Annotated in this window: 17 protein-coding genes and 1 riboswitch; of the genes, 15 read left to right on the top strand and 2 right to left on the bottom strand. The window is 51.7% G+C overall.

The window, feature by feature from the left end:
- The first annotated feature begins 27 nt into the window (after positions 1-27).
- The 8 genes from H70357_RS23200 (at position 28) to H70357_RS23165 (ending at position 11,806) form a co-directional block, all read left to right on the top strand.
- A complete protein-coding gene (locus tag H70357_RS23200) occupies positions 28-1,992 on the top strand; it encodes a heparinase II/III family protein (protein WP_038594642.1) in 1,965 nt (654 codons plus the stop codon).
- A gap of 112 nt (positions 1,993-2,104) precedes the next feature.
- A complete protein-coding gene (locus H70357_RS23195; RefSeq protein ID WP_038594640.1) occupies positions 2,105-3,241 on the top strand; it encodes a glycoside hydrolase family 88 protein in 1,137 nt (378 codons plus the stop codon).
- 1,122 nt (positions 3,242-4,363) lie between these two features.
- A complete protein-coding gene (locus H70357_RS23190; RefSeq protein ID WP_038594638.1) occupies positions 4,364-6,241 on the top strand; it encodes a DUF2264 domain-containing protein in 1,878 nt (625 codons plus the stop codon).
- Positions 6,242-6,653: 412 nt separating this feature from the next.
- Positions 6,654-7,463: a GNAT family N-acetyltransferase gene (locus H70357_RS23185; protein WP_052092206.1), complete on the top strand. Its 810-nt coding sequence runs from the start codon at positions 6,654-6,656 to the stop codon at positions 7,461-7,463.
- A 40-nt stretch (positions 7,464-7,503) separates the two neighbouring features.
- Positions 7,504-8,235 (top strand): SDR family NAD(P)-dependent oxidoreductase, encoded by a 732-nt coding sequence (locus tag H70357_RS23180; RefSeq protein ID WP_038594636.1) that lies wholly within the window; start codon positions 7,504-7,506, stop codon positions 8,233-8,235.
- A gap of 15 nt (positions 8,236-8,250) precedes the next feature.
- Positions 8,251-8,949: a 5'-methylthioadenosine/adenosylhomocysteine nucleosidase gene (locus tag H70357_RS23175; protein WP_038594634.1), complete on the top strand. Its 699-nt coding sequence runs from the start codon at positions 8,251-8,253 to the stop codon at positions 8,947-8,949.
- A 170-nt stretch (positions 8,950-9,119) separates the two neighbouring features.
- Positions 9,120-10,274 (top strand): AI-2E family transporter, encoded by a 1,155-nt coding sequence (locus H70357_RS23170; RefSeq protein WP_038594632.1) that lies wholly within the window; start codon positions 9,120-9,122, stop codon positions 10,272-10,274.
- Between the two features lie 20 nt (positions 10,275-10,294).
- Positions 10,295-11,806, top strand: a complete 1,512-nt coding sequence (locus H70357_RS23165; RefSeq protein WP_038594630.1) for a carboxylesterase/lipase family protein — start codon at positions 10,295-10,297, stop codon at positions 11,804-11,806.
- Between the two features lie 132 nt (positions 11,807-11,938).
- Here the strand turns inward: H70357_RS23165 and H70357_RS23160 are convergent, their stop codons facing one another.
- On the bottom strand, positions 11,939-13,111 hold the full coding sequence (locus H70357_RS23160) for a PstS family phosphate ABC transporter substrate-binding protein (RefSeq protein ID WP_038594628.1): 1,173 nt from the start codon (positions 13,109-13,111) through the stop codon (positions 11,939-11,941).
- A gap of 206 nt (positions 13,112-13,317) precedes the next feature.
- Positions 13,318-13,467: riboswitch (FMN riboswitch) on the top strand.
- Positions 13,468-13,596: 129 nt separating this feature from the next.
- Between H70357_RS23160 and H70357_RS23155 the strand changes: the two genes are divergently transcribed.
- The 6 genes from H70357_RS23155 to H70357_RS23130 all read left to right on the top strand — a co-directional run bounded on the left by H70357_RS23155 (position 13,597) and on the right by H70357_RS23130 (position 21,279).
- Entirely contained in the window at positions 13,597-14,550 is a 954-nt protein-coding gene (locus tag H70357_RS23155) for a DMT family transporter (protein ID WP_038594626.1), read from the top strand.
- 463 nt (positions 14,551-15,013) lie between these two features.
- Positions 15,014-15,676 carry a stage V sporulation protein AA gene (locus tag H70357_RS23150; RefSeq protein ID WP_038594624.1) on the top strand — a complete coding sequence of 221 codons (663 nt, stop codon included), beginning with the start codon at positions 15,014-15,016 and terminating at the stop codon, positions 15,674-15,676.
- Positions 15,673-16,098 carry a stage V sporulation protein AB gene (locus H70357_RS23145; protein ID WP_038594622.1) on the top strand — a complete coding sequence of 142 codons (426 nt, stop codon included), beginning with the start codon at positions 15,673-15,675 and terminating at the stop codon, positions 16,096-16,098. Before H70357_RS23150 ends, H70357_RS23145 begins: the two co-directional genes overlap by 4 nt.
- 1,388 nt (positions 16,099-17,486) lie before the next feature.
- Positions 17,487-19,178 (top strand): spore germination protein, encoded by a 1,692-nt coding sequence (locus H70357_RS23140; protein ID WP_081966226.1) that lies wholly within the window; start codon positions 17,487-17,489, stop codon positions 19,176-19,178.
- Between the two features lie 193 nt (positions 19,179-19,371).
- Positions 19,372-20,706: a diaminopimelate decarboxylase gene (gene lysA, locus H70357_RS23135; RefSeq protein ID WP_038594620.1), complete on the top strand. Its 1,335-nt coding sequence runs from the start codon at positions 19,372-19,374 to the stop codon at positions 20,704-20,706.
- Positions 20,707-20,847: 141 nt separating this feature from the next.
- On the top strand, positions 20,848-21,279 hold the full coding sequence (locus tag H70357_RS23130) for a peptidylprolyl isomerase (RefSeq protein WP_038594618.1): 432 nt from the start codon (positions 20,848-20,850) through the stop codon (positions 21,277-21,279).
- Positions 21,280-21,462: 183 nt separating this feature from the next.
- Here the strand turns inward: H70357_RS23130 and H70357_RS23125 are convergent, their stop codons facing one another.
- Positions 21,463-22,218, bottom strand: a complete 756-nt coding sequence (locus H70357_RS23125; protein WP_038594616.1) for a YwaF family protein — start codon at positions 22,216-22,218, stop codon at positions 21,463-21,465.
- 359 nt (positions 22,219-22,577) lie between these two features.
- Between H70357_RS23125 and H70357_RS23120 the strand changes: the two genes are divergently transcribed.
- On the top strand, positions 22,578-26,063 hold the full coding sequence (locus H70357_RS23120; RefSeq protein ID WP_052092205.1) for an LPXTG cell wall anchor domain-containing protein: 3,486 nt from the start codon (positions 22,578-22,580) through the stop codon (positions 26,061-26,063).
- Positions 26,064-26,130 lie beyond the last annotated feature (67 nt).

Raw genomic sequence — 26,130 nt, 5'->3', positions numbered from 1 at the left:
CAGGTGTGCCAGGAAAGGCGGCGTAATATGCAAAGGGTTGAACTGCATCCCATTATTGCAGCGATGGAACCATCGGATGTCCGGTTGTATTATCCTGACGGCGATCAGAAGACATTCTGGAGCTATGTGCTGGAATCACCGCTATACTGTGATGAGCTTGCGGAGATCCGCCGGGAAGGCGAACGGCTGAATGATGTTCCTATTCCTGAGCTTACGTATGAGCTGTTCTCCATCTATGCCCGCACGGGTTCAAGGCTGGAATATGAGCGGGTCTATTTCGAGCGCAGGCGAATACTGAATACGGCTGTTCTGCTGGCGCTGCTGGAACCCGGGCAGGAGAAGCATTTAGCGGCGGTGTGTGAGATTGTGTGGAGCATCTGCAACGAATATACCTGGTGTCTCCCCGCTCATCTGGGAGATACCGGCATCACAGAGACGATTGATTTGTTCTCGGCTGAGACAGGCTTTGCACTCAGCGAAATCAATTGTCTTCTTGGCGAACGGCTGCCTGCCCTGCTGCAGGTCCGGATCAAGGCAGAGGTAGATAAGCGGCTGTTCGTGCCGTACTTAACCTGCGGACCCTATCATTGGGAGACTTCCACCCATAATTGGTCGGCGGTTTGTTCCGGCTCTATAGGCTCGGCGGCACTTTTGCTGATGGAAGATAAGGAAACGCTTACCGAGATCCTGTTCAAAGTGCAGGGCAGTATGGAATATTATTTGCAGGGTTTTGGTGAAGACGGCGCTTGTCTTGAAGGGTTGGGGTACTGGAATTACGGGTTTGGTTATTTCGTCTACTATGCTGATCTGCTTCGTCAAAAAAGCCGGGGGCAGCTGGACTGGTTCCGGCGTGAGAAGGTAGGCAGCATCGCGGCCTTCCAGCAGAAATGTTTTCTGGGCGGGCAGCTTGTGGCGAACTTCTCCGATTCGCTGGAGTCAGGCCATGTGTTTCTCGGACTCAGCTATTATCTGGCTTCCGCGTATCCTGAAGTGGAGGTACCTCCGTTGTCGCTTAGAGCCGCCTACACTGAGGATCACTGCAGCCGTTGGGCTCCTGCGCTGCGTAATCTGATCTGGTGCAAGCCGGAGGAAGGACCAAGAGATTGGGGCAGCGCCAGCTATTATCTTCCCGATGCACAGTGGCTGTTGTCCCGTCATTCGGGAACGGATGGCAGTTTCGGGTTTGCTGCCAAGGGCGGCAACAATGACGAACCTCATAATCACAATGACCTCGGGGGATTTATCCTGCAGGGAGAAGGAACGGTATATATTTCCGAGCTGGGCAGCGGGGAATACACTTCAGGTTACTTCGGAACAGAGCGGTACTCCTATGATTGCAACGGTTCTCAAGGCCATAGCGTGCCAATTATAGACGGGCAGTATCAGGTTGCGGGAGCGGAGGCTTGTGCTAAAGTTCAGGAAGCGAAGGCCGGGGACGGCAGTGATGTGCTGGAGCTTGATTTGACCCGTGCATACCGTGTTGACAGTTTGGAGGGCTTAACACGCCGCTTCGAATGGGAGACAGGTGTTAATCCTCCTGTACTTGCGATGACTGATGAGTTCCGGTTTGCGGAAGCTCCAGCGGCACTGGTTGAACGGTTTATTACCTTTATTCCGCCTGTTCTGGAGGAAGATACGGTGCTGCTGGAGAGGCAGGGAGAGGGAGATGGGCAGGCAGATGGAGGAGCAGATGGGCAGGTAGATGGACGAGCAGATGGGCAGGTAGATGGACGAGCAGATGGGCAGGTAGATGGACAGGCGGATGGACGAGCAGATGGGCAGGTAGATGAGAAGGCAGATGGACGAGCAGATGGGCAGGGCCAGCGTGGGCTGCGTATCAGCTATGACATTGCGGCGCTGAAGCCCGAAATTTCCGTGCATAGCTATAACGACCATTTCGGTAAGGTGAAGACTTGGTATGGTCTGGATTTTTATGCCCGGAACCCGTGTAAGCATGAAAGGTATCATTTTGAATTCAGATTCCTGGACTAAATAAGCTTTCAACCGCGATGAGCGGTTCAATAGAAGAAATGCAGCCGGATGTAATACGTAAATCTAGAGTTCAACTTGTATCATCCAAATCAATGAATGGCGGTGGCTAGAGATGACAGCGGAAACAAAGCTGGGATGGATAGAGGAAGCGTGGAGCAAGGCACTGGAGAAGACACGGAAGAACAGCCGGAGAATCGGTGCGGGGTTTCCCCATGCCAGTCAAGGCGGCCAATATGAACTGGCCCAGCCGTACTGGTGGACAGCCGGATTCTGGCCGGGACAGCTGTGGCTTCTGTATAACGAGAGCAAGGATGAGTCTTTGCGCGCGCTGGCAGAGGACTGTGAGGAGCAGTTGGACCAGGTTCTGAATGATTATGTCCGACTTGACCATGATCTGGGCTTTATGTGGACCTTGACCAGCGTAGCTTCCTACAAGCTGCTGGCCAGCGAGGTTTCCAAGGTGAGAGCGCTGAAGGCAGCGAATTTCCTCGCGGCCCGCTTTAATCTGAAAGGCAGCTACATCCGGGCCTGGAATCCCTGGTATGAAGGCGAAGATAACCGCGGATACGCGATCATTGACTGTGCGATGAACATGCCGTTGCTTTTCTGGGCGGCAGAGACCAGCGGAGATCCGCGTTACCGCCATATCGCCGAAGCACATATGGACACGGTCGTGAAGCACTTCATCCGCCCGGACGGCTCCGTGTATCATATTGTCCGTTTCGATCCCGAAACCGGCGAATTCCTCGAAGGCATCGGCGGCCAGGGTTACGCTGCCGAGTCGGCCTGGTCCCGCGGCACAGCCTGGGCGATTTATGGACTGACGCTGGCCTACCATCATACCGGCAAGGCTGAATATCTCCATACCGCCCAGAAGGTGGCCCATTTCTTCCTGGCCCGCTTGCCGGAGGACCATATCCCACACTGGGATTTCCGCGCACCCGGAGAAGCGCGCGGCTTCCGCGATTCGTCAGCCGGCGCTTGTGCGGCAAGCGGTTTGCTGCTGCTTGCCGACAAAGTCGGCGAGATCGAGGCACCGGTGTACCGGGAGCCTGCGATCCGCATGCTGGAATCGCTATACCGCAATTACGGCACCTGGGACAACGACGCCGAGGAGGGACTGATCCTCCATGGTACGAGCAATTATCCGGCCGGAACAAACATTGATGTTCCCCTGATTTACGGAGACTTCTTCTACGTCGAAGGACTGGCACGGTTGAAGGGGAATGGCCTGTTCTATTGGGAGTAAGCGCCCACCATTGTGCTGTGGGATTAGGGTAACAGCGCGTCCACAGGGAATAGAGCAATAAGCGCTGAATCTTAGGACTAGAATAAGGGTGCAGGAAGAGACAGCAGATGAAATAGAAATAGTATGACTAGAAGAGATAGCAGTCTGATGGATTATATTGCTTGCTGTTCTGCCTCTGTTCGAATATCACCAGATAGTTGGCCAGTACCTAAGACTGTGAATTAATCTAGCAAGTTTGCTGCCTGTTCCAGCCAGTATGCTCTCTAGCAGATATGCCTGCTCACTAGTTATCAAATCACTCGGAAATTCGTGGGCAACACGTCTTTTAAGAGCGGGCAGTGGATACGCAGAGAAGCTGCGGACTCCAGTGCTCTTATTTTCCGGATTTCGCTTGCTTGGCCTGCTTGCCGGACTCCAGCGCACTTATTCGCTCGTAGATCAACTAAATATTCGATTTTCCTAGGAATAGCGTCATCTGAGTCCGCTCGTTCGTGCGAAGAGGCCATTTCTGCAAAGTAACGTCACTGGAGTCCGCAGAGCAGGCAGACACTGGTGGAAGGAGCAGCTTTCCGCGAAGAGCGTTGGTGAGAGTGCTGACGAGATTGTTGGAGGATACGTTGTTGAGAGTGCTGACGAGATTGTTGGAGGATGCGTTGGTGAGAGTGCTGACTAGGTTGCTGGAAGATGCATTCGTGAGTGCCGATGATGCTGCCAGAAGATGTGCTGGTGAGTAGGGGGATGTTGCTGGAAGGAAGGTTACTGGTGGCGAGTGCGGTTGGTGAGTGGAAATGGGTTGCTAAGGTACACTAGCGAGCGTGGCGGGTTTGCTGGAAGTAGCACCAGCGAGCGCGGATGGAGTGCTAATAGAAGCGTTGGTCAGACCCGATGAGGTTGCTAGAAATTTCACTAGTGTTTGCGGATGGTTTGCTGAAGTTAAATCAGCGAGCGTGAGCGCGGATGAGGTTGCTATAAATTGTATTGGCGGTGTGATGGGACCGCTGAAGATGATCGGAAAACACCAACAGCACTGCAAAAGTTGCATCAGTGAGCGCATCGATTTTGAACGTGTATAGTTGGAGCCTGACTCTATAAAAATTCGAGAAGCAATTAGGAGTGATGTCGATGAGTAGCCAATGGGGAACAATTGGGGCTAATCCGCTGGTCACAAAAGAAGATATGCAAAATGCTTTCCGTCAGCTGGCCTATCCGCTTAAGCCTTACTATAGTGAGGGACGTGCCCGTCTGAAGCTGGGGGTGACCGGGGTTCATTACGGGCCCGATATTGCTGAAATGGAGGGCTTCTCCCGGGTATTATGGGGATTTGTGCCGTTTCTGGCCGGTGGCGGTGAAGATGACATGTGGGAGATACTGCTGGACGGCATCCGCAACGGGACTGACCCGGAGCATAAGGAATACTGGGGTGAGGTCGGTGATTATGACCAGCGTCTTGTGGAGATGGCAGCATTTGGCTACGGGTTGGCGTTGATCCCGGACCGGATCTGGGGGCCGCTGAGCGAACGGGAGCAGAGGAATTTGTTCAATTGGCTGAACCAGATGAACTCACATCCTTGTTATGACTGCAATTGGCTCTTCTTTAATGTGCTGGTTAATCTGGGCTTCCGCAAGGCTGGTCTACCGTATGATGCTGATCAACTGGAGCAGAATCTGCGGCGCATGGATGATTTCTACTTGACCGATGGCTGGTACAGCGACGGCATCGGCGGTCATAGTGATTATTATGTTCCGTTCGCCATCCATTTCTACGGGCTGCTGTATGCTGAACTGATGGGTGAGGAAGATCCTGAGCGGGCAAGCGTATTTAGGGAACGGGCCGGAAAATTCGCTGCTGAATTCATCCAATGGTTTGCTGCGGACGGCTCCGCGCTTCCGTATGGCCGCAGCTTGACCTACCGGTTCGCCCAATCGGCCTTCTGGGGGGCCCTTGCTTATGCAGGAGTTGAAGCTGTGCCTTATGGTGTTATTAAAGGGATCGTTCTGCGCAACTTACGCTGGTGGTTCCAGCAGGATATTCTGAACGCAGACGGCGTATTGAACATCGGTTATACCTATCCCAACCTGGTGATGGCCGAGAACTATAACTCGCCGGGGTCGCCGTATTGGTCGTTGAAATTCTTCCTGCCGCTGGCCCTGCCGGATCAGCATCCCTTCTGGCAGGCGGAGGAGCTGCCGCTTCCGGAGCTTGAGGCGCTGGCTGTGCAGCAGCCTGCTCATCTTGTTATTTGCCGCCGGGCAGAAAGCGACCATGTCGTCGCCTTCAACAGCGGGCATAAAGGCACCAATGAGCATACCCATACTTCGGCCAAATATGAGAAGTTCGCTTATTCTACGGCTTTTGGGTTCAGCGTTCCCCGTTCGGAATGGGGAATCTCCCAGGGGGCATTCGATTCCATGCTGGCGCTCAGCGAGGCAGGCGACAATCTGTACCGGGTGAGAAGACAAAATGAAGAGACGCGGATTGAAGACAATCTGCTCTTTTCCAGATGGAAGCCTTGGCCTAATGTGGAAGTGCAGACCTGGGTTGTGGCTGGTCTTCCCTGGCATATACGGATTCACCGGGTACAAACAGCAAGAACGCTGGATGCTGCAGAAGGCGGTTTTGCCGTGGCGCTGGAGCCTGGACTGCAGGAGATAATGCCTGCTGAAGGAGCAGGTATGACAGCGATCAGCAGCCATGGCGCCAGCGGGATTCTCGGCTTGGCCGGTTACAGCGAAGCAGGGCTGATCCGTCCGCATACCAATACCAATGTGCTGCGGCCGCGGACAGTCATACCGACGCTGCAGGCGAAGCTTGCTCCCGGGACCCACTGGCTTATCTCGGCCGTGTATGGCGAGCCGGGTGACAGTCGTGAAGGAGGCAAGGCTATGGCTGCCGAACCAGCAGGTGACCCGTTGCAGCTTCTCGGTGTAGAGCTGACCAGGGATGAAATCCGGGTTGCTACTCATACCGGCCAGAGCATCACCATACCGCTGGATAAGTAGAATCTCCCGTCGGATACAACATTCAGGCTGGCTGGCGGAGAGGGCACCCAGAGGGTGAGGGGTTGACCAGCAGGTACCACAGTAACAGGAATAGTTACCGCTGTATTAGGCTTATTTAGTGAAATCGAGCTGTTGCCGGGAAATCAGCCCGCTAAAATTTCAATTTATTACGTAACAGTGTAATTCGACTTAATTACCATTAGGAATTCCCGCTATCCCCCCGGTAAGCGGGATTCTGGTGAAAGTAAAGGGTAATATCCCCGTTACTTTCGCAATGCCCAATCAAGTACGCCAATTGGCGAAACCTGGCGGTTTGACCAGCAGCCCGAACCGGAAATTCCGGTTCGGGCTGTTTATTTTTTCAGGCAGGCGCATTATGATTGAAAGAAAGGAAAAATTAGGGGGTTAAGAGATGTTTGAGAGTTTTGAGCCGGGTGATAGAGTGCTGCATAGCAGTGGGTTTAAGCAAGAGGAGGTTCTACATAACCTGATTCACCGCATTGCGGAGTACGCGGATGCGATCAAGCTCAAAAGCATTGATGATCAACTGATCTTCACCCAATCGACAGGTCACAATGCCTGGTTATGGGTCTCGAAGGAGCTTGGAGTGCAGCAGCGGGACGATTTGCTGCGGCAGCTGGCGGAACGGGTGAAGGATAGCGGAATCCCTGGAATCAGCGCAGAGCCGGAGACGGCCAAGGCATTCGCGGAAGCTTTTTGCGCGGCCAAAGGGAAACTTCATCATACCTATATGATGCTAAAAGCCTATCATTGCCCCGAGGTGCGGAAACCCGGTCATGTCAGTGGGTCGCTGTTGCAGGCTGGTGAGGCCCATATTCCGGTGGTCGCGGAGTTTACAGCCAGATTCGTTGAAGATGCCTTCGGCACTTCTGAGCAGCAGGAGAATTTCCTTTCCTATGCGGATGAAGCGGTTCGTGCAGGCAACCTGTATTTGTGGGTTGTGGAAGGCGTACCTGTATCTATGGCGGCCATCGCACACCGCTCAGCGAGACATGTCCGGATTAATGATGTCTATACGCCGCGCACTCACCGTAAACAAGGGTATGCCAGCGCAGCCGTGGCTGAATTATGCCAAATATTGCTCGCCGAAGGCCTAACTCCGGTGCTGTACGCAGACGACAAAAACCCGGATTCCAATAAGGTCTACCAAACTGTAGGGTTTGTGGAAGCAGGGCAAATTGCAGATATTAAATTCGACTGAAGTAGCTGTAAAGCCGCTGTGGAACAAGGAGACAGATCATATGCTGAATGCCATGAAAATTATAGTAACCGGAGCTGCTTCCGGGATTGGCAAGGAAATTGTCCGGCTTGGTCTGCGGGAGGGTGCGGGCGTCATAGCCTGCGATATCAATGGCCCGGCGCTGGAGCAGTTGGAATCGGAAATGGCTTCCGGCAAGTTGTCCGCCTATCGGCTGGATGCCAGTCATCACCGCGAGGTGAAACAATTCTTTGCCTATATAGAGCAGCAGCATGCGGATATCAATGGTTTGGTCAACAATGCAGGCATCTATTTGGGCAAAAGTATCCTTGAGTATGCCCCTGATGAAATAGATCGGGTGCTGGATATCAACGTGAAAGGTTATGTCTATTTCTCTCAGATGTTCGGCAGGCTGCTGCTAGGAAGTCGTCGCCAAGGCGCAATCGTCAACATGTCGTCCGTATCCGGACAGGAGGGAAGCTCGGATGCCGTTTACGGCTTGTCGAAAGCGGCTATTCTGGGTTTGACGAAAAGCTGCGCGATGAACTTCGCCCCCTATATCCGCGTAAACGCGGTTGCGCCGACAATGACGAATACACCGATGATGAGCCATATTCCCGTTTGGAGACAGACGGAATATCTGGAGCATCAATTGACTAAGGAGCCGCTGCTGGCAGAAGAGATTGCCGAAAGTGTTGTTTTTTTGTTGAGCAGGAAGTCAAGGGCTTATACCGGTGCAACGTTTGATATTAACAATGGCTGTTATTTGCGCTGACGGGAGGTTGTTTTTGTGATCACAGGTGTAATAGGACCATCGGATGAAGAAATTGAACATCTGATAAAGAAATGTTATATAGATTCGGTTTATGAAAAAGCATCCCTGAAATTCTATTCCGGATTCTACGGAGAGGCTCAAGTGGTTCTGGTAATCTGCGGGGTGGGTAAAGTCAACGCCTGCATTGCGACGCAGGTGCTGATTGACATACTTGAAGTCACACATATTATTTTGACAGGTGCCGCCGGAGCATTGGGGGACAGCCTGAAGCACGGGGATGTGGTCATCTCTACCGCGGTAGCCCATCATGATCTTCCGCAGGAAATCCTGACGGAGTACCATCCATGGATGAAGAGCATTTTCATAGAGGCCGATACAGCGATGGTTAATGAATGTATCCGTATTGCCGGAGAGGATCAAGATCATGGAAATATCTACGCCGGAAAAATGATCTCCGGGGAAGAGTTCATCGCCAGCAGTGAAAAGCGCAAACGGCTGGACTCCTTTGGGGCGATGTGTGTGGACATGGAGAGCGCAAGCATTGCGCAGACCTGCTATGTCAATCATATTCCTTTTGTTGTTATCCGTTCGATATCGGACCATGCGGACGAAGAAAGTGTTGAAAGCTTTGAAACCCATGTGGAATCGGTCTCCCTGAATGCATTGTGCCTAGTGGAAAAGCTGCTGGTAAGTTTACATAAACCTTTGATTTGAGGATGATATCTGGATCTGGAACTTTCAAAAACGAAGGTAAAAGGTGCAGAATTTCATAGAGGGGCGCTAGTGCTGAAAATTTGACTTGCAACCCCTGCGTTGACTATGCTAATAGCAAGTGCAATTTATCACACTTACAGATAAGTCTTTGTATTAGGGGGAAAGCGGTAATGGAAAGGGTGCAGGTATGGCCTGAGAGGTTTAAAAAGTTTTTTCTAAATAACAAATTTGTGGTTTCTTTACTGATTATTTTACTTATCGGAGTTACGATTCTGGTGTTCTCCAAGGTTCCGTTTATCTTCAAGCCGATATCGGTTCTGCTGCACACAGTGGCAGCTCCGCTGCTGCTCTCAGGAATCGCCTACTACTTGCTGAATCCGCTGGTAGACCGGCTGGAGAGAAGAAGCAAAGTGAAGCGTGCCTATGGGATTGTGATTCTGTATCTGTTGATCGCCGGGATTATTACACTAATTCTGCTGACAGTCATTCCGATAATCCGCACCCAGCTGCTTGGACTGATTGATAATTTCCCTAAATACAGTGAGCAGATTCAGCAGGAATTCGTTAATCTGACCGGTAGTGCGCAGTTCGAGCGCATTCAGGAGAATATTGGCATGGACTTCACTAATATCACCAGCAAGGTGACAACATGGGCCACCTCCTTTCTGAATAACGCAGTGAATGGCGTTGGCAGCTTCGTTGGGGCATTGACCGAAATTGTTCTGGCTGTGGTAACCACGCCATTTATCCTGTTCTACCTGCTCCGTGACGGCAAAAAGCTGCCTGATTACCTGATGAGGTTCATCCCTACCGGCTTGCAGCCGCAGACTCGGGAAGTAATGTCCGAGATGAACAGCCAGGTGGCTTCCTATATCCGCGGACAAATTATCGTAAGCTGCTGCATCGGTGCGCTGCTCTATATCGGGTATTTGATTATCGGGCTGGAGTATTCCCTGGTGCTGGCGATCGTTGCAGCCTGTACGGCGGTAGTTCCCTATTTGGGTCCGGCCATTGCCATTACTCCAGCCTTGATCGTTGCGATGGTGACTTCTCCGTTCATGCTGCTTAAAATGATCTTCGTCTGGACTGCGGTCCAGCTGATTGAAGGTAAATTTATTTCGCCGCAGATCATGGGCAAGTCGCTGAAGATTCATCCGATTACTATAATTTTCGTCATTATTTTTGCCGGTAAAATGTTCGGCGTGCTTGGCATTATCCTGGCTGTACCGGGATATGCCGTGCTGAAGGTGGTCGTTACCCATGTCTTCCAGTGGTTCCGTTTCCGCTCCGGATTATATCAAGTGATCGAAGAAAAAAAGGAATAACGCGAAAGGATGATTGTTTTATGACAGGTCCCGTGGCAGAAACATTATATGGGAAGCTGCAAGGAATACAAAGTGACGATGTGAACATCTGGCGCGGAATTCCTTTTGCCGCCCCGCCTGTGGGTGAGCTGCGATTTCGCGCGCCACAGCCGCCGGAGCCATGGAGTTCCATTAGAGAGGCCAGGGAATTCGGCCCGGTCAGCCATCAGCCTGTCAGTACCGGCAGCACCCGATTCGGAGGTACAACTCCGGAATATTCCGAAGATTGCCTGTACCTGAACATCTGGTCGCCACAGGCTGAAGGTGAAGCCCTGCCGGTCATGGTATGGATTCATGGGGGCACTTTTGTAACCGGAGCCGGCAGCCAGCCGATGTTCGAAGGTACCCATTTGGCCAGTAAGGGCAAAGTTATTGTGGTTACCGTCAATTATCGGCTGGGACCGTTCGGTTTCATGCATTTGTCGCCGTTTGGCGGCGGCTTGGCCTCCAATGCCGGTCTGCTGGACCAGATTGCCGCACTACAATGGGTGCAGGGCAATATTGCCGCGTTTGGCGGGGACCCGAAACGCGTTACTCTCTTCGGCGAGTCTGCGGGCAGCATGAGTATTGCCGCGCTGCTGGCGATGCCTGCGGCAGAAGGCTTGTTTGCCGGAGCTATTATGCAGAGCGGGGCTGCACAGACCCTGAAGGCGCAGCAAGGTGAAGAGATTGGTGCAGCTTTTCTGGCCGAGCTCGGGATTCGTCCAGGCGGCGATACCACACTGCTGGACACGCTTCCGGCAGAGCAAATATTGAAGGCAGCAGGCGCGATGGTTTACAAGCTGTCCGGCAATGCGATGAGCATGCTGTTCCAGCCCGTTATTGAGCCGGATACATTGCCGGCAGATCCGGCGCAGGCTATTGCAGACGGTGTAGCAAGCGGTATACCGCTTGTGATCGGGACGAATCTTCATGAGGGCAACCTGTTCTTCCGGGGAAGTGGTTCGGCAGAGAACTTTGACCAGTCGCTTCAATCTCTGGAAATGATGATGGGAGTAGAAAATTTGGCTGAACTCGCGCTTCATTATCCCAAGACCGTGGAGGGTCAAGCCGATTTTCTGACAGATCTCTTTTTCTGGGACAGCTCCATATCTATCGCTGAGCGGCAGCATCGCTATGCCCCGGTATGGATGTACCGGTTCGACTGGACCATCCCCGGCCATCCGCTGCTCGAGAAGGCTGTACATGGTGCGGAAATCTGCTATGTATTTAATAATTTATCGCACATGGCGCATTATGGAGTAGAGGTTACTCCTGCCATGGAGAGTTTGTCGGATGCGATGCTCTACGCCTGGACAGCCTTTGCCCACCGTGGCGATCCGTCGGTGCCAGGCCTATCTTGGCCGCAGTATACATTGGACAACCGCGCTACCCTGATCTTTGAGCAGGACATCCGCATCGTGGCTGATCCGGATCGGAAGAAGCGGACACGGCTGCTGTCAGCACAAGAGAACCCGCCTCAAGACTCATCTGCCGGGACGTTGTCAGAATAGTAGCTGAGCGAAGTTGCTTGTTGTACAAAAAAAGAAGACCGGCATCATAGAGAAGCAGCAGGGACCCGGGTATCCGTGAACCTGCTGCTTTTTTGTGTATCTGCGTTTGGGGTAGGGGAGTAGTCCAGAAGCTTATTTTACCGGGGTATAGCCAGTTTTTGCCACCAGCTCCTGACCCTCGGGGGAAACTATCCAATCCAGAAAAGGCTGGATATGCGGATTGGAGCTCCCGGCGGTCACAGCATAAAATTCGGAGGCAAAAGGATAGGCTCCGCTGCGAATGCTCTCCCTGCCGGGTTCAACACCGTCGACGGCCAGCAGCTTGATCTCGTTATTGCTGTTCATCTCCGAGGCGTAGAACAGGAAGCTGAAGCCAAGAGCATTTTTATAATTACGGTAGCTGGCGGTCTGGCTGATAATGCCGCTCATCACATCCATAACATCTTTTTGCGGAGCTGCCATGAGCGGTGTGCCCTCCATGATTTTCTCAAGCATAGTCTGGCTGCCGCTGTTTTCTTCCCGCTGGAATGCCCGGATCGAGTCCCGTTTGCCGCCTACCTGTTTCCAATTTGTCAGCTTACCGGAATAGATATCCTTGATTTGCTGTGTGGTCAGTCCGTCCACCTTGTTCCGCGTATGAACGAAGAAGACAAATGCCTCTCGGCCAATGGGCGTAAGAACTAGCTCTTTGCCTGCTGCTTTGGCTGATTTCTGTTGGGAGAGAGAGGGGGCTGCTGCAAAAATAATATCCGTATCTCCATCGATCAGACGATCATAAGCAGTGGAGGTCGAAGTGCAGACTACCGTACTGCTCTCAAAATCATATACGCTATAGTCGTCCTTCGGGTAGACGGCTTGAACAAATGCCGAATATAGCGGGTAGAGTGCGGTTGCACCGTCCAGCCGCGGAAGCTCGTCTATGATCTTATAAGTGGAGGTTTGGTCCAGTATGGCTATCTTGGATTCCGGCTGGAAAGGTTTATATTTCTCCAGAGAAATCTCCCGGTCATTCACTTCAGCGAGGCTGTTCACATAAGCCTGATTGATTTCATAAACGCCTGCCGCCAGTAGACATACCCCGGCGAAAGAGGCGAACACGATCCGCCGGATACGCAGATTGAACAAGTCAAAGATCGCCAGCACTGCATAAACTGCAAGGGCAAAAGCGACAACAGCGGAAAGCGGGGCATAAAATTGCATCCCTCCAAACAAGGAGATAACGAAATAGGCGATAGTTTCGGCAAATGCAATAGCGGCTACAGCGATAAATGATAACGGCAAGTTTGTTCCAAGTGGTCTTTTCATAAGAGCCTCTCTTTCAATGGATGAAGAATATGGATAATTCACATAATTCTATTATAACTTAATGAATTCAGCAGGAATTACAAAAAAATATCATTTAGAGGGCATGAAATGCGGTGATGAATGAAAAAATGTGTATATTTTCATAAAATACTGGACGAAATTCATAAACGGGAGTATCCTGAGATTGTGAAAAAAATAACGGAATACAAGATTCTCGGGGTAAGGTGAAATTCCTGACCGGCGGTGATGTTCAAAGCGAACTCAGCCCGCGACTCCTTCTCGCTGTCAGCAGCGGAAAGGACTGATCTGGTGACATTCCAGAGCCGACGGTAAAGTCCGGATGGGAGAGGATCATAAGATAAAGACGACAGGTTTATTCCTGATGGTCTTTATTGATAATGACCCCCGATGGTTGCCCCTCAGAAGGCAGCGCGGGGGTTTTTGGTCTCTTATCGAGGGTTTGTATCGACAAGGAGAATGGAATTATGAGTAATGTAACTGCTTCAACTTCAGAGGTGCGCCAGGCGCCGCTGCGCGGCGGGTTCTGGCTGGTTGTGCTGGGAGCGGCGCTATGGGGCGTCGATCCGCTGTTCCGCATCATCCTGCTCAAATCAATGACCTCTTCACAGATCGTTCTGCTGGAGCATGTTGTGCTCTTTCTGGCTGCCGCTCCGGTACTTTGGCGGCATCGCGCTGAACTGAAAGGAATTCGTCTGCGTCAGGCCGGAGCCCTAATGGTTGTATCTTGGGGCGGCTCCGCCGTGGCTACGATTCTCTTCACCAAAGCCTTGTCCAGCGGAGATCTCAATGCGGTGCTTCTACTGCAGAAGCTGCAGCCGATCTTTGCCATCGGACTGGCGGCTGTCATCCTTAAAGAACGCCTGCCCCGAAATTTCGGACCGCTTATAGTGATTGCACTGGCAGGGACTTATCTGCTGACCTTTGGCTGGACCGCACCCTTCGGACATGTGAACAGCTTTATCAGTGTCGGCAGTCTGCTGGCGCTCGGTGCCGCTGCCTTGTGGGGCGGATCTACAGTAATGGGCCGCTATTTACTGGGTTCAATGAAGTATGAAACGGTGACTTCACTGCGGTTCATTCTGGCATTACCTCTCTTGTTCGTCGTCACCGCTATGGAGGGTGCTCCCTGGCAGGTACACGGCGGACTGGGCGCTTCAACGGCGATTGCGATCAATCTGCTGCTGCAGGCACTGCTGCCCGGACTGCTTAGTATGCTGCTGTATTACAAAGGTCTTAACACCACCAAAGCTTCCGTTGCCACCTTGGCAGAGCTCAGCTTCCCGATGACGGGAATCCTGATCAACTGGATTTTCTTCGATCTGCTGGTAACCTTGCCGCAAATTATCGGCTTTGCGCTGATTTGGACCGCGCTGTTCCTTATCTCTAATCAACAGAGCCGTCAGGAATCACTCAACTAGTGCGTGGCGGCTTTCTGAGTAATATAAAGTAGGCCTGAGGGGGTGACCCTCCGGGTTTTGAGTAGAAGAGGAGGATGTTCCCTTCAGCCATACGGCTGTGGGAGACATCCTTTTTTTCCTACTGCACTGAATTTACAAGAATGAACGCAGCACCAATAAACAAAGGATAAGGCAGACAAGGGGAATCGCCCGGTCTGCTTTTTTGTGCGTCTGTCCAGCACGCTAGCCAGTCAACTGGTAGTTGATATGGTGCTTTTCCGATAGCGATAAACAATCGGAACTTATGCATTTTTTGGATACTAATCCGCAGGAACAGATCAATGGAAAGTGTTTCTGTGTGCTAAAGAGGCGATGCCTCAACTTGAATTCTGCTGGTCTGGAGTAAAAATAAGCCTTTTCTCCCATACTACCGTTATTCTTGCGTCTCATCCTGCTTTTCACGACAACAATAGGAGGTGTACGGATGAACACTTATTCGGCTCCCGCCATTTACATACAGCTTAAGAATCGGGTAACGGTGCCCAAAGGGAAAGGGGTCACGCTGCGGGATATCGCTTATTTAATCACCGAGCCGGAGTGGAGGGAGCCGCTGTATTCAATTCTGCTGCTGAAGCCGGCACAGAGTGACGGGAACCTCATTCTGATCGACCTGTTGACGGTTATCCCGCATATTCACGAATTGATACCGGGTGCTGACATCCAACCGATTGGCGAGGGGCGGACGATTGTGCAGATCGAAGGGCTGGTCGAAGCACGCAAACCTTCGGTTGCGCTGTTTGTGCTGGTGTGGCTGCTGCTTTTCTTCGGATCGGCGCTGACGATTATGAATTTTCATGCCGATGTCAGCATGCAGGAAGTTCATGTTCGCATCGTGGAGATGCTGACCGGACGGCGGGATGACCACCCCTATGTGTTCCAGATTGCCTATTCGCTGGGCATCGGGTTTGGCATGGTGATTTTTTTCAACCACCTCTTTAAGAAAAAATGGAATGAGGAGCCCACTCCGCTCGAAGTGGAAATGTTTCTTTATCAGAAAAATATCGACCATTATGTAGTCCACGAGGAGTATAGCAAAATGAATCGCAGCGGAAACGATCCATCAGGACCTAAAGAGGATGGAACATGACCGCGCCGATTACACTTGGACTGAATTTGCTGCTCGGAATCGCCGGGGGGATTGCGGTAGGCGGAGGGGTGATCGCTCTGTTTATCGTGCTTGATATGGTGCCCCGGCTGGCCCAGCTGACTTCCTCCTACGACAAGGTTCATTGGTATGAAGGGGCGATGATCGGGGGTTCTCTGCTTGGCACTATGAGTGATTTCTGGAACTGGCGGATTAGCTCAGGTCCTGTGGTCGAACTGGGAGTTGGGCTGTTTGACGGGATATTTGTCGGTATGCTGGCCGCTGCTTTGACAGAGGTTTTGAATGTGCTGCCGATCTTGGCAAAACGTCTGCAAATGACGCATTATCTGTTTGGGCTGCTGATGGCCATGGTATGCGGCAAGGTTGCAGGCTCTTTGTTCGACTTCTTTGTATATCAACAGTAGAAGGGGGTTATGGAGTGGTAAGGTATATTCACAGCGGTGATCAGGTAAATGATAAAAAAGCAAAAAATCAGACAGCTGGCCCGGCTGCGCCGCAGGCCGGCAATGTTGGTGGCGGGACAACTGGAGCGGCTCCGGCAGACGGAGCTGAGAGTTATGCAATCCAGTCAGCGGATAATCTCGGGGAAGCTCATACGGGGACTGCCGCCCGGTCCGGAGAAGCCGAGGCTGCGGGCGAGTTAGGCGGATTGTTAGGCCGGGAACAAACGGTACCCGCTTCCGGTTCTGTATCGGCGGGCGCTCCGGCAGGCGGAGCAACCGTCTCTGGAGATCATGGCCTGCAAGCTCCGGACAGAGCGGGTATGTCGAAACAGGAGGGGGCACCGGGAGGAAGTACAAGCGCATCCGGGGAACAAGAGGCACCACAGTCAGGCACAGACGGTAATATCGCCGCAGACGGAAGAGGTACCATTAGTGCAGCAATTGTTAGTGCAGCGGCAGCCGCACAAGCTCACAGCACGCAAGCAAATGACACAAAGGCCAGCGTAGAGGCAGATGGCGGTGCGGAAGCTGGCGGTGCGGAAGCAGGAGGGGGTACGTATGCGAATGCTGGGGGTGGGGCGGCAGACAGTAAGGATAATGGTGAGGCGGCTGGCGGCAGCAATGCGAATACTGGTGAGGCACAACCACAAGATGCGGAGAACTCCGGAAGCGGTGTGAGGGAGTTTTTTAGCACATTATTCAGTAAAGATACAGAGGCAGAAGTTACATCCGGCACCGATGCCGGCAATCAGGACGTAGAAGCTTCAACTGAGCTCGGCACAGGGGACCAGAGCAATGGTGATTCCACTGCGTCGGGTGCGGGTGCCGATAAGGGAACAAACAGCAGTGTGGACATTGGTGTGGACGCCGGAGCAACCGGGTATGGCGACCATGATCTGCAAGCCTCGGATGGAGCAGGAACACCGGATCAGGAGGGGAGCAACCCGCAACAAGTGGCCACACCTTTGGCAGAGGGCAGTTCAGATACGGAAGCAAGCAGCGCAGCGGGAGAAAGTGCAAAGGGAGCTGGAGGACAAGTGACGGCGGCGCAGGCTGGCGGCAATGCCCCTACGGCCGATACCGGCAATGCAGCAGCAGGCTTAGCCTCCACACCCGAAGGAGATAATGCAGCAGTTGAAGCGGAATCGGAAAGACCGGAGGATGACAGTGCAGTGTCCCCCGGCACAGCTGAGCCCGGGGATGAGACCGGCAGCCAGCCGCAGGATATGGAAGCATCAGATGAGCTGGGTGCAGAGGAGCCGGAGAGCGGCAAGAAGGGTTTTTTCGCCAGACTGTTTAGTGAAGAGCCGGATACTGAGGAAGATGCTGAGTCAGACGATGAATCAGGAATGGGGAGTCAGGCTGGAGCCGGAACTACGGCGGAGGCCGGGAGCGGGCAGCAGTCACAAGCGCAGAACCAGCAGCCGCAGAAGTCCAAAAAAGACAAAAAAAAAGCTAAGCAGGAGGATGCTCCACACCAGGGGAAAATCGACCCGCTGCAATTAAAACGGGACAACGAACGCTCTGATTCGCTTGAAGAATCTATTATATACTGGCAGGGTAATGACAAAGTTTCACCGAACCTGGAGCATACCAAAAATACACTGACTGAGGTCATGGGGCTGGGTTCGTCTTTCGATATCGTGTTCAGGGAGATGTCCTTTGCCGGCCGCAAAGCAGCACTGCTTTGCATCAGCGGGTTTGCCAAGGATACGATTATTGACGAGATTCTGAAGCGGCTTACCTATCTGACACCGGAAAATGTCTCCACTGATGTGCTGGCCAGCTTCATGACTGAATACATCCCCCACGTGCAGGTGGAAAAAGGTGAGCTGCTGAGCGAAAGTATCAATAAGGTCTTGTCGGGAATGAGTGTGTTCTTCATTGAAGGCGAGACCCAGGTTATTATTATGGATACACGCTCGTATCCTTCACGGAATCCTGATGAGCCCTCTATTGAACGGGTGGTCCGCGGGTCACGGGACGGGTTCACGGAGACGCTGCTTAGCAACGTCGCACTGGTGCGCAGACGAATCCGCGACCCCGGGCTGAAATACGAGATGCATCAGGTCGGCCGCCGGACGCGGACGGATGTCTGTGTAGCGTATATTGACGACATTGTCGATAAAACCCAGGTGAAGGCTGTCACCGATAAAATTAATAGTGTGGATATCGACGGAATCCCACTGGCGGATAAGCAACTGGAGGAGGCGATCGTCGGCAGAGGCTGGAATCCTTATCCGTTGGTCCGCTATTCAGAGCGCCCGGATACCGTAGCTTCTCATCTGCTGGAAGGCCGGGTCGTGATCTTTGTAGATACATCACCAAGCGTCATCGTCCTGCCGACCACGTTTTTTGATCTCTGCCAGCATGCCGAGGAGAACCGCCAGACTCCGTTTATGGGGACTTACCTGCGCTGGGTCCGGTTCATCGGAATCTTTGCTTCTATGTTCCTGTTGCCATTGTGGATGCTGATGGTCATTCATCCTGAGCTTTTGCCGAAGATGTTGGACTTTATCGGGCCGCAGAAGACAGCTAAAATCCCGCTCCTGGCCCAGTTCCTGATTGTCGAGCTTGGGGTTGACCTGCTGAGAATGGCGGCGGTGCATACACCGACACCCCTTGGCTCAGCCATGGGTCTGATTGCCGCTATTCTGGTGGGAGACATCGCCGTAAAGACCGGACTGTTCGTGAATGAAGTGGTGCTGTATATGGCGATAGCCTCCATCGGGATGTTCGCAACGCCGAGTTATGAGCTTGGACTGGCCAACCGGATTGTCAGGCTTGTGCTGCTGGTCGCCGTTGCTGCGTTCCAGGTGCAGGGCTTTATGATCGGAACCACACTGATCATCGTACTGCTGACCCTGCACCGGTCCTACAATTCATCTTATTTGTGGCCGTTTATACCATTTAATGCAAAAGCGATGGGTGAGATCATCCTGCGCCAGCCTGTGCTCAGCTCCAAAACAAGGCCATCCTTCAACAAAACAAGGGATAATACACGAATGCCGCCTGTCCAGGAGAACGAGAAACAATCGTAGGAAAATACAAATCAACTGCAAATTAGTCCATTCTATGGTGTTCCCTCTGTCTGCTATACTGAATACACTAAACAGCCCCTTAAAAAGCGGAGTTCCTGCTCAAACAGTTATCTTTCAGGAACTCTGCGGGGCCTAATAACATACAATAGACAGGGTGGAACAAGACATTCCACAGAAATTGGAGGACTGAGTAATGTTTTTACACGGGACGAGCCGAATTAATGATGCCGGACATTTGGAGATCGGCGGATGTGATGTGACGGAATTGAAAGCGGAATATGGAACCCCGCTATATATAATGGACGAGCAACTGGTCCGGCGCCGCTGCCGCGAGTACATGGATGCGTTTACGGCCTCCGGTCTTGAGTTTCAGGTGGCCTATGCCAGCAAAGCCTTCTCCGTGATGGCGATGTGCCGGTTGGTGGATGAAGAAGGATTGTCGCTTGACGTGGTGTCGGACGGGGAGCTGTACACGGCGCTGCAAGCGGGTTTTCCAGCAGAGCGTATCCACTTCCACGGCAACAACAAAACACCTGATGAAATTGAGATGGCGATTGATGCCGGTATCGGCTGCTTCGTAGTGGATAACCTGGTTGAACTCAGCCTGTTGCAGAGCATTGCCTCACGCAAGGAAGTAAAGGTGAACATCCTGCTCCGCGTTACGCCAGGGGTAGAAGCTCATGCCCATCATGCGTATGCTTCTACAGGCCAGACCGATTCGAAGTTCGGCTTTGACATCGGCAATGGTTCCGCTCAAGAAGCGGTAAGCCAGGCTTCAGACAAGGCCAATTTGCAACTGCTGGGTGTGCATTCACATATCGGCTCGCAAATTTTTGAAACTGAAGGGTTCCAGCTTGCAGTGGAGCGGATTGCTGATTTCACCCGCAAGGTGAAGGAAGAGCTTGCCATTGATTTCCCTGTAGTCAATCTCGGCGGCGGCTTCGGCATCCGCTATGTGGATGGTGATACACCGTTGTTGGTATCCGAATATGTAGCGGCAATTACAGATGCGGTGAAGACGCATTTCGCAGGAATCGGCGGCAAACTGCCGCAAATCTGGGTAGAGCCGGGCCGCAGCATCGTTGGGGATGCAGGTACGACGTTGTACACGGTAGGAACCAACAAGGAAATTCCGGGGGTCCGCAAATATGTCGCCGTTGACGGCGGGATGACCGACAATCCGCGTCCTGCACTGTATGAATCCAAATACGAGGCGCTGCTTGCCAACCGTGCGACGGAATCCAATGAAGAAACAGTCTCGATCGCGGGCAAATGCTGCGAGAGCGGCGATATGCTGATCTGGGATGTGGAGCTTCCGAAGGTGGAGAGCGGTGATCTGCTTGCCGTAGCCTGCACCGGTGCGTATAACTATTCCATGGCCAGCAATTATAACCGGATCCGCCGTCCGGCCGTCGTTTTTGTACAGAACGGACAGAGCGATGTAGTGGTACGCCGCGAGAGTCATCAGGACATTACCGCCAACGATATTGTGCCGGAGCGCATCGCCAAGCAGGCTGTTGCGAAGTAGGTCTTCATCACCGCAAGGCTTAATGTGTAGAATAATTGGAGCAAGCGGGAGTGACTCCCGCTTGCTTTGCTTTGTGCGTGGTTTCATAGTAAACTAAGAAAAGTGTTCTACATCTGTTATTTCGAAAGGGGTCATTTACATATGGCAAAGCAAGCGAAAATTACACTTGAAAACGGCGGCGTAGTGCTGCTGGACTTGTTCGATCAGGATGCTCCAAACACCGTAGCCAACTTTGAGAAGCTGGCAAAAGACGGTTTCTACAACGGTCTGGTCTTCCACCGCGTTATCCCTGGTTTCGTAGCACAAGGCGGCTGTCCTAACGGTTCAGGCTCCGGTGGTCCAGGCTATACGATCAACTGCGAAATCAACCCGAACAAGCATGAGCGCGGAACGCTGGCTATGGCGCATGCCGGCAAGAACACTGGCGGAAGCCAGTTCTACATCTGCTATGCACCGCAGCCTCACCTCGACGGAGTACACACTGTATTCGGTAAAGTCGTAGAGGGCATGGACTACGTTGACTCTTTCCAGGGCCGCGACAAAATGACTTCGGTGGAAATTATCGAAGCTTAATTCAAATGAACTAAGGCGTGTCATACGCCCTTTACTGCTATTCATAAAGCACCCGGCTGGGATCCCAGCCGGGTGCTTTTGTGCGAATTTATATGCTTCACGCTATAAATTATCCTTCTATTTCTCGCGGAAACGGATACCGTCCTTATGAGGACGGTATGCGTTTCCACTTGGTGCACCGCTTCAAAGGATCCGGCTTCTACGCCGGTCCCGGAGAGCGGAACGCTGCGGCAGCCTAAAAAAGATCAGATACATCAGCAGAAAAAGAATAAAGGCAAACCCCTCTTCGACCAGCAGGTAATAAGGGTAAGGGCCGAAATAATCCAGTACGGAAAAGGTGCCGGGTTTATGCGCCAGGAACATGTAATTCGATCCCAGCAATGAATTTGCGGCATAGACACAGGCAGCGACCAAATTCAGACAGAGCATGGTGAAGAAAAGCGAGCGCCAGGTTGGCCTATACCCTTCGACCCAGGTCATGTAGAGAGAGGCCAGAATAATCGCGCCATGGGCCGTAAAAAACAGCAGGAAGCGGAAATGGGGATAAGGATATACCAGGTTAGGCGTCAGCAGGGCAATAAAAGCTCCGCCAATGCCGGCAAAGTAGAGAAAGGAGTAGAGCCTCCGGCTGCGGGTAAGCAGCATAATGACGGACAAGAGCAATGTAATCCCGCATAACTCCAGCGGCAGCGAGGACTCTTTCTTCCAGATCCCCTGCGAAAAGTACCATACATGCAGTCCGGCTTCTGAAAAAAGCAGGACGAATACCAGCAGCAGTTTCACAAACCGGCGGATTGATGGACGGGAACGAAGTGCAAAACGCGACCAGAACAGCACCAGGCAAACCAAAGCCACAACAGCCAGAGCAGCCCAGTGTGACGGCGAAAACATACTGAAATCAGTCTCATGCCGCCGTGCGAAAAATGAGTCGAAGTTCACAGAATTCTCTCCTTAGGACCCGTGGGTTATTTTAACAAAAATAAATATTTGGAATTTTAACATTTTCTGATTCTAGAGATCTATACTTAGGTGATATAAGTATATAACGCTCAAGCCGACCAGAAAAGGAAGAGATTTCTGCAATATCACATAAGATGGACGCAGGAAAACCGGAATACATAACTGGCTTGAGGCTTTTGAGTGTCATGACGAGGGGTACGGCTGCCATTTTATTTTGCATCATTGTTGACCGGGTTTTAGAGCTGTTCCTGAAATCAAGCATGAATAGACAGAGAAGGAATATGCTGCAAGAGGGATAATTATCTCAAAATCAAATCAGAAACGGGGGCTTCCAGGGAATGTTGAAGAAGAAATTTAGTTTGTCCATTATGATCATTATGCTTTTTGTGCAGTATGCCTATGGTATTGGATTCACCTCGCAGGCTACGGCAGCTGGGATTGAGACTGAAAGAGATCTTATTACCAGCGTCTCCATGGCTGTGTATGGACCTGACGGCCAGACCGTTACGGACAGTGTGTATGATGTCAATTCCACGGTCAGTCTGGATTACACCTGGTCGCTTCCAAATGGACATGGTTACGTAGCAGGTGACACCTTTACGTTCCTGCTTCCTGAGCAGTTCCAGCTGTTTAATGACATCGGCGGCGCATTGGTCTCCGATGACGGGGAAGTTGGCAGCTTCACGGTCAGTCAATCCACGCATCAGGTAGTGATGACCTTTAACAGCTATATTGAGAGTCATGACAATGTGCAGGGAACACTCCGGGTCAATACGAAGTTTGACAAACAGAAAATTCCCGGCAGCGGGGTAGAGGAAATCCTCTTCCCTGTGAATGGCGGGACGCAGAAGGTTATCGTACACTTCAAGCCTGAGATCGGCTCGACCATCGACAAGCACGGCAGCTCCAGCGGCTACAATGCGACCAGCATTCAGTGGACGGTTGATGTGAACAAGAAGCTGGAGCATGTAGCCAACGCTACGGTCACCGACCCTATTCCAGCAGGGTTGTCCTTAGACAGCACGGCCACGCTTGCGGTTTACGAGCTGGCAGTCCAGCTTGACGGTACAGTGTCACCGGGTGCGCTGCTTGACAGCAGGAAATATTCTGCGGAAATCCTGGACAGCAAGCTTATCCTTCACTTCACAGATCCTGTAATCAGCCGTGCTTACCGCATTGCATACACCACGCCCATAGCTGTGGAGAATAAAAGGATTTTCACCAATACAGCGACGTTTACAGGAGATGGGCGCGATCCGGTCAGCTCCTCGGCAACGGTAACTGTTGAGCGCGGCGGAACACTTAAAAAATTCTCAACCGGATATGAATGGGGAAATCAGGTGATTTCCTGGGCAATAGAATATAACTACAACGGCAAGAACATCCCGCAGGCCAATGCTGTCTTATCGGATTTATTCGATGCTTCGCATGAGCTTGTAGCCGGTTCGGTTAAGGTTTATCCGGTAACCCTGGATTCAGCGGCTGTAGCCACAAAAGGCCCTGCCTTGATTGAGAATGTGGACTTTACTGTTTCTCCAATTACCGCTACCGGTAAAAAAGGCTTTAAGCTGCAGTTCACAAACGATGTATCCGCACCGCACCGTATTGAATATAAAATCAAGGCCAAAGACCGCGTGATCAAAGAAACGACGGTTATCAATTCGGTTACGGACAGCACGTATACTTATGATGCCAAACAGCTTGTCCGGCCTGCAGTCATCTATAAGACGTTATCGGGTGTAGACTACAAGAATAAAACGACAGATTGGAAAATTACGCTTAACGGTGATAATTACCCGATGAGCCATGTTGTTGTGAAAGACAGCTTCCCGGATGGCGGTCAGAAATTTGTTCCCGGTTCGCTGCTTGTAAGGGATGAAAACTGGCTGGTAGTGAGCCCTTCCAAGTATACGGTGACCTATGATTCACCTGTACAGCCGAACGCCGGATTTACAGTGAAGTTTCATTCACCAATATCCGGGTTTCATACCATCAATTACACCACCTTGTTCAGCAATGACTGGCTGACTGGAAGCACTGATGATTTTATTAATAAAGCACAGATTGATTGGATGGACAGTGCTGAAAATATCCAGTCAACTGTAGCGTTTGGAAAGTTCATTCCGCGTCCCGAGGAAAAGAGCAACGGGTTCAAGTCGGGTGTTTACAATGCAGCTGCCAAAGAAATTACCTGGACTGTGGGTGCGAACTACAACGGCAAGGCGATTACTGATCCTGTGGTAACCGATGTGCTGACTGCGGGCCAAACGTTAGTTCCAGGTTCGCTTAAGGTTTACAGCATGAACATCGACACAAAAGGTGACTTTACAAAAGGTTCAGAACTTAGCACATCGGCGTATACTTACGCTGTCAGCAGCAGCAATGAGCTGAAAGTAGAATTTGCCGGCAACATCGGCGAGCCGTATATCATCGAATTCAAGACAACTCTTGAAGGCCAGCTTATCGACGCTACTGTAGTCAATACGGCTAAACTTCTGGATGGAACTAAGCAGGTATCGAAAGACTTGACTGCTTCCCTGAAGATCCCGCACGGTGGTGAATATATCTACAAAGATGGACTGCAAAGCGGCGATAAAGTAGATTGGAGCATCGCGGTCAACCGGACACAGTCGTTCGTGAAGAATGCAAAAATCATTGACGAACCAAGCTCTAATCAAATACTGCTCCAGGATTCCTTCCATTTGTATCCAACCGTTGTATCTGTAAACGGAGAAGTGACCAAAGGCGGCCCTGAACTGGTGAAGGATGTTGATTATTCACTTAACATTAATCAGAATGCCAGTGGAAAGCAGAGCTTTGAACTCAGCTTCTTGAAGGATATCAAGACAGCTTATGTGCTGGAATACAAGTCGCTGATCGTAGCGAATACAGGCGATAAGCTGCTTAATACCGTAAAATTCAACGGCAACAATGTTGTATTGGTCGAGAAGGATACATCCAAAGAGGTCATCGTGGGAGTATCCAGCGGTTCGGGCACAGGAAGTGGTGTCAGAGGAGCATTGATCGTCAATAAGCTGGATGCCGTAAACAAGGAGAAACCGCTGGAAGGGGCAACTTTTGAGCTTTACCGGCTGAACGGAACAGAACGAGTACTGATCAATACCCTGACTACCGACACTGCAGGCAAAGCGGCATTCAACAATATTTGGCTGGGCAGCTATGTATTGATTGAGACGGCGGCTCCAAAAGGATATGTGCTGGATTCCAAAGAGTATCCGGTCACAATCGGTTCGTCGGTGAGCGTGGGGCTGACTGTATACAATACAGAGGAGGTGCCGGTACCAACGCCGACGCCGACAACAGTGCCAACAACAGTACCAACAACAGAACCAACAACAGGTCCAACGACAGAACCAACAACTGGCCCGACGACAGAACCAACACCAGTACCGACAGTAGCGCCTGGCGGCAGTCCAACACCAGTACCGACGACGGAAACAACACCATCACCAACACCAACACCAATACAGACAGTAGCACCTGGCGGCAGTCCAACTCCTGTTGTCATTATCGAAGAACCACAGATTCCTGCGGGACCTGGTGCGACGGCACAGGTTACACCTGCTCCGTCAGCTACACCTTCACCGACTCCGGGACAAGTGACAACGACTGATGATGACATCCCGCTTGGCGAAGTGGAGGTTGAGGATGATGAAATTCCGGCGGGTACAGTGACCGGCTCGGGCGGCCAACTGCCACAGACGGGTGAGAACAGTCCATTGCCAATCTATTTGGCAGGATTAGGATTGATTCTTGCTGGGTTCATTCTGAGCCGGGTATTCAGACGCAGAAAGCAGGAATAGCACCAGAGGCAGCTGGAAATTCATTTTTTCTGCCATAGCGGCACTAACAAAGAGCACACGGCGATCA

Source organism: Paenibacillus sp. FSL H7-0357, from assembly GCF_000758525.1.
Taxonomy (GTDB): Bacteria; Bacillota; Bacilli; order Paenibacillales; family Paenibacillaceae; genus Paenibacillus_AQ.
This window is presented reverse-complemented; position numbering and strand designations above follow the sequence as displayed.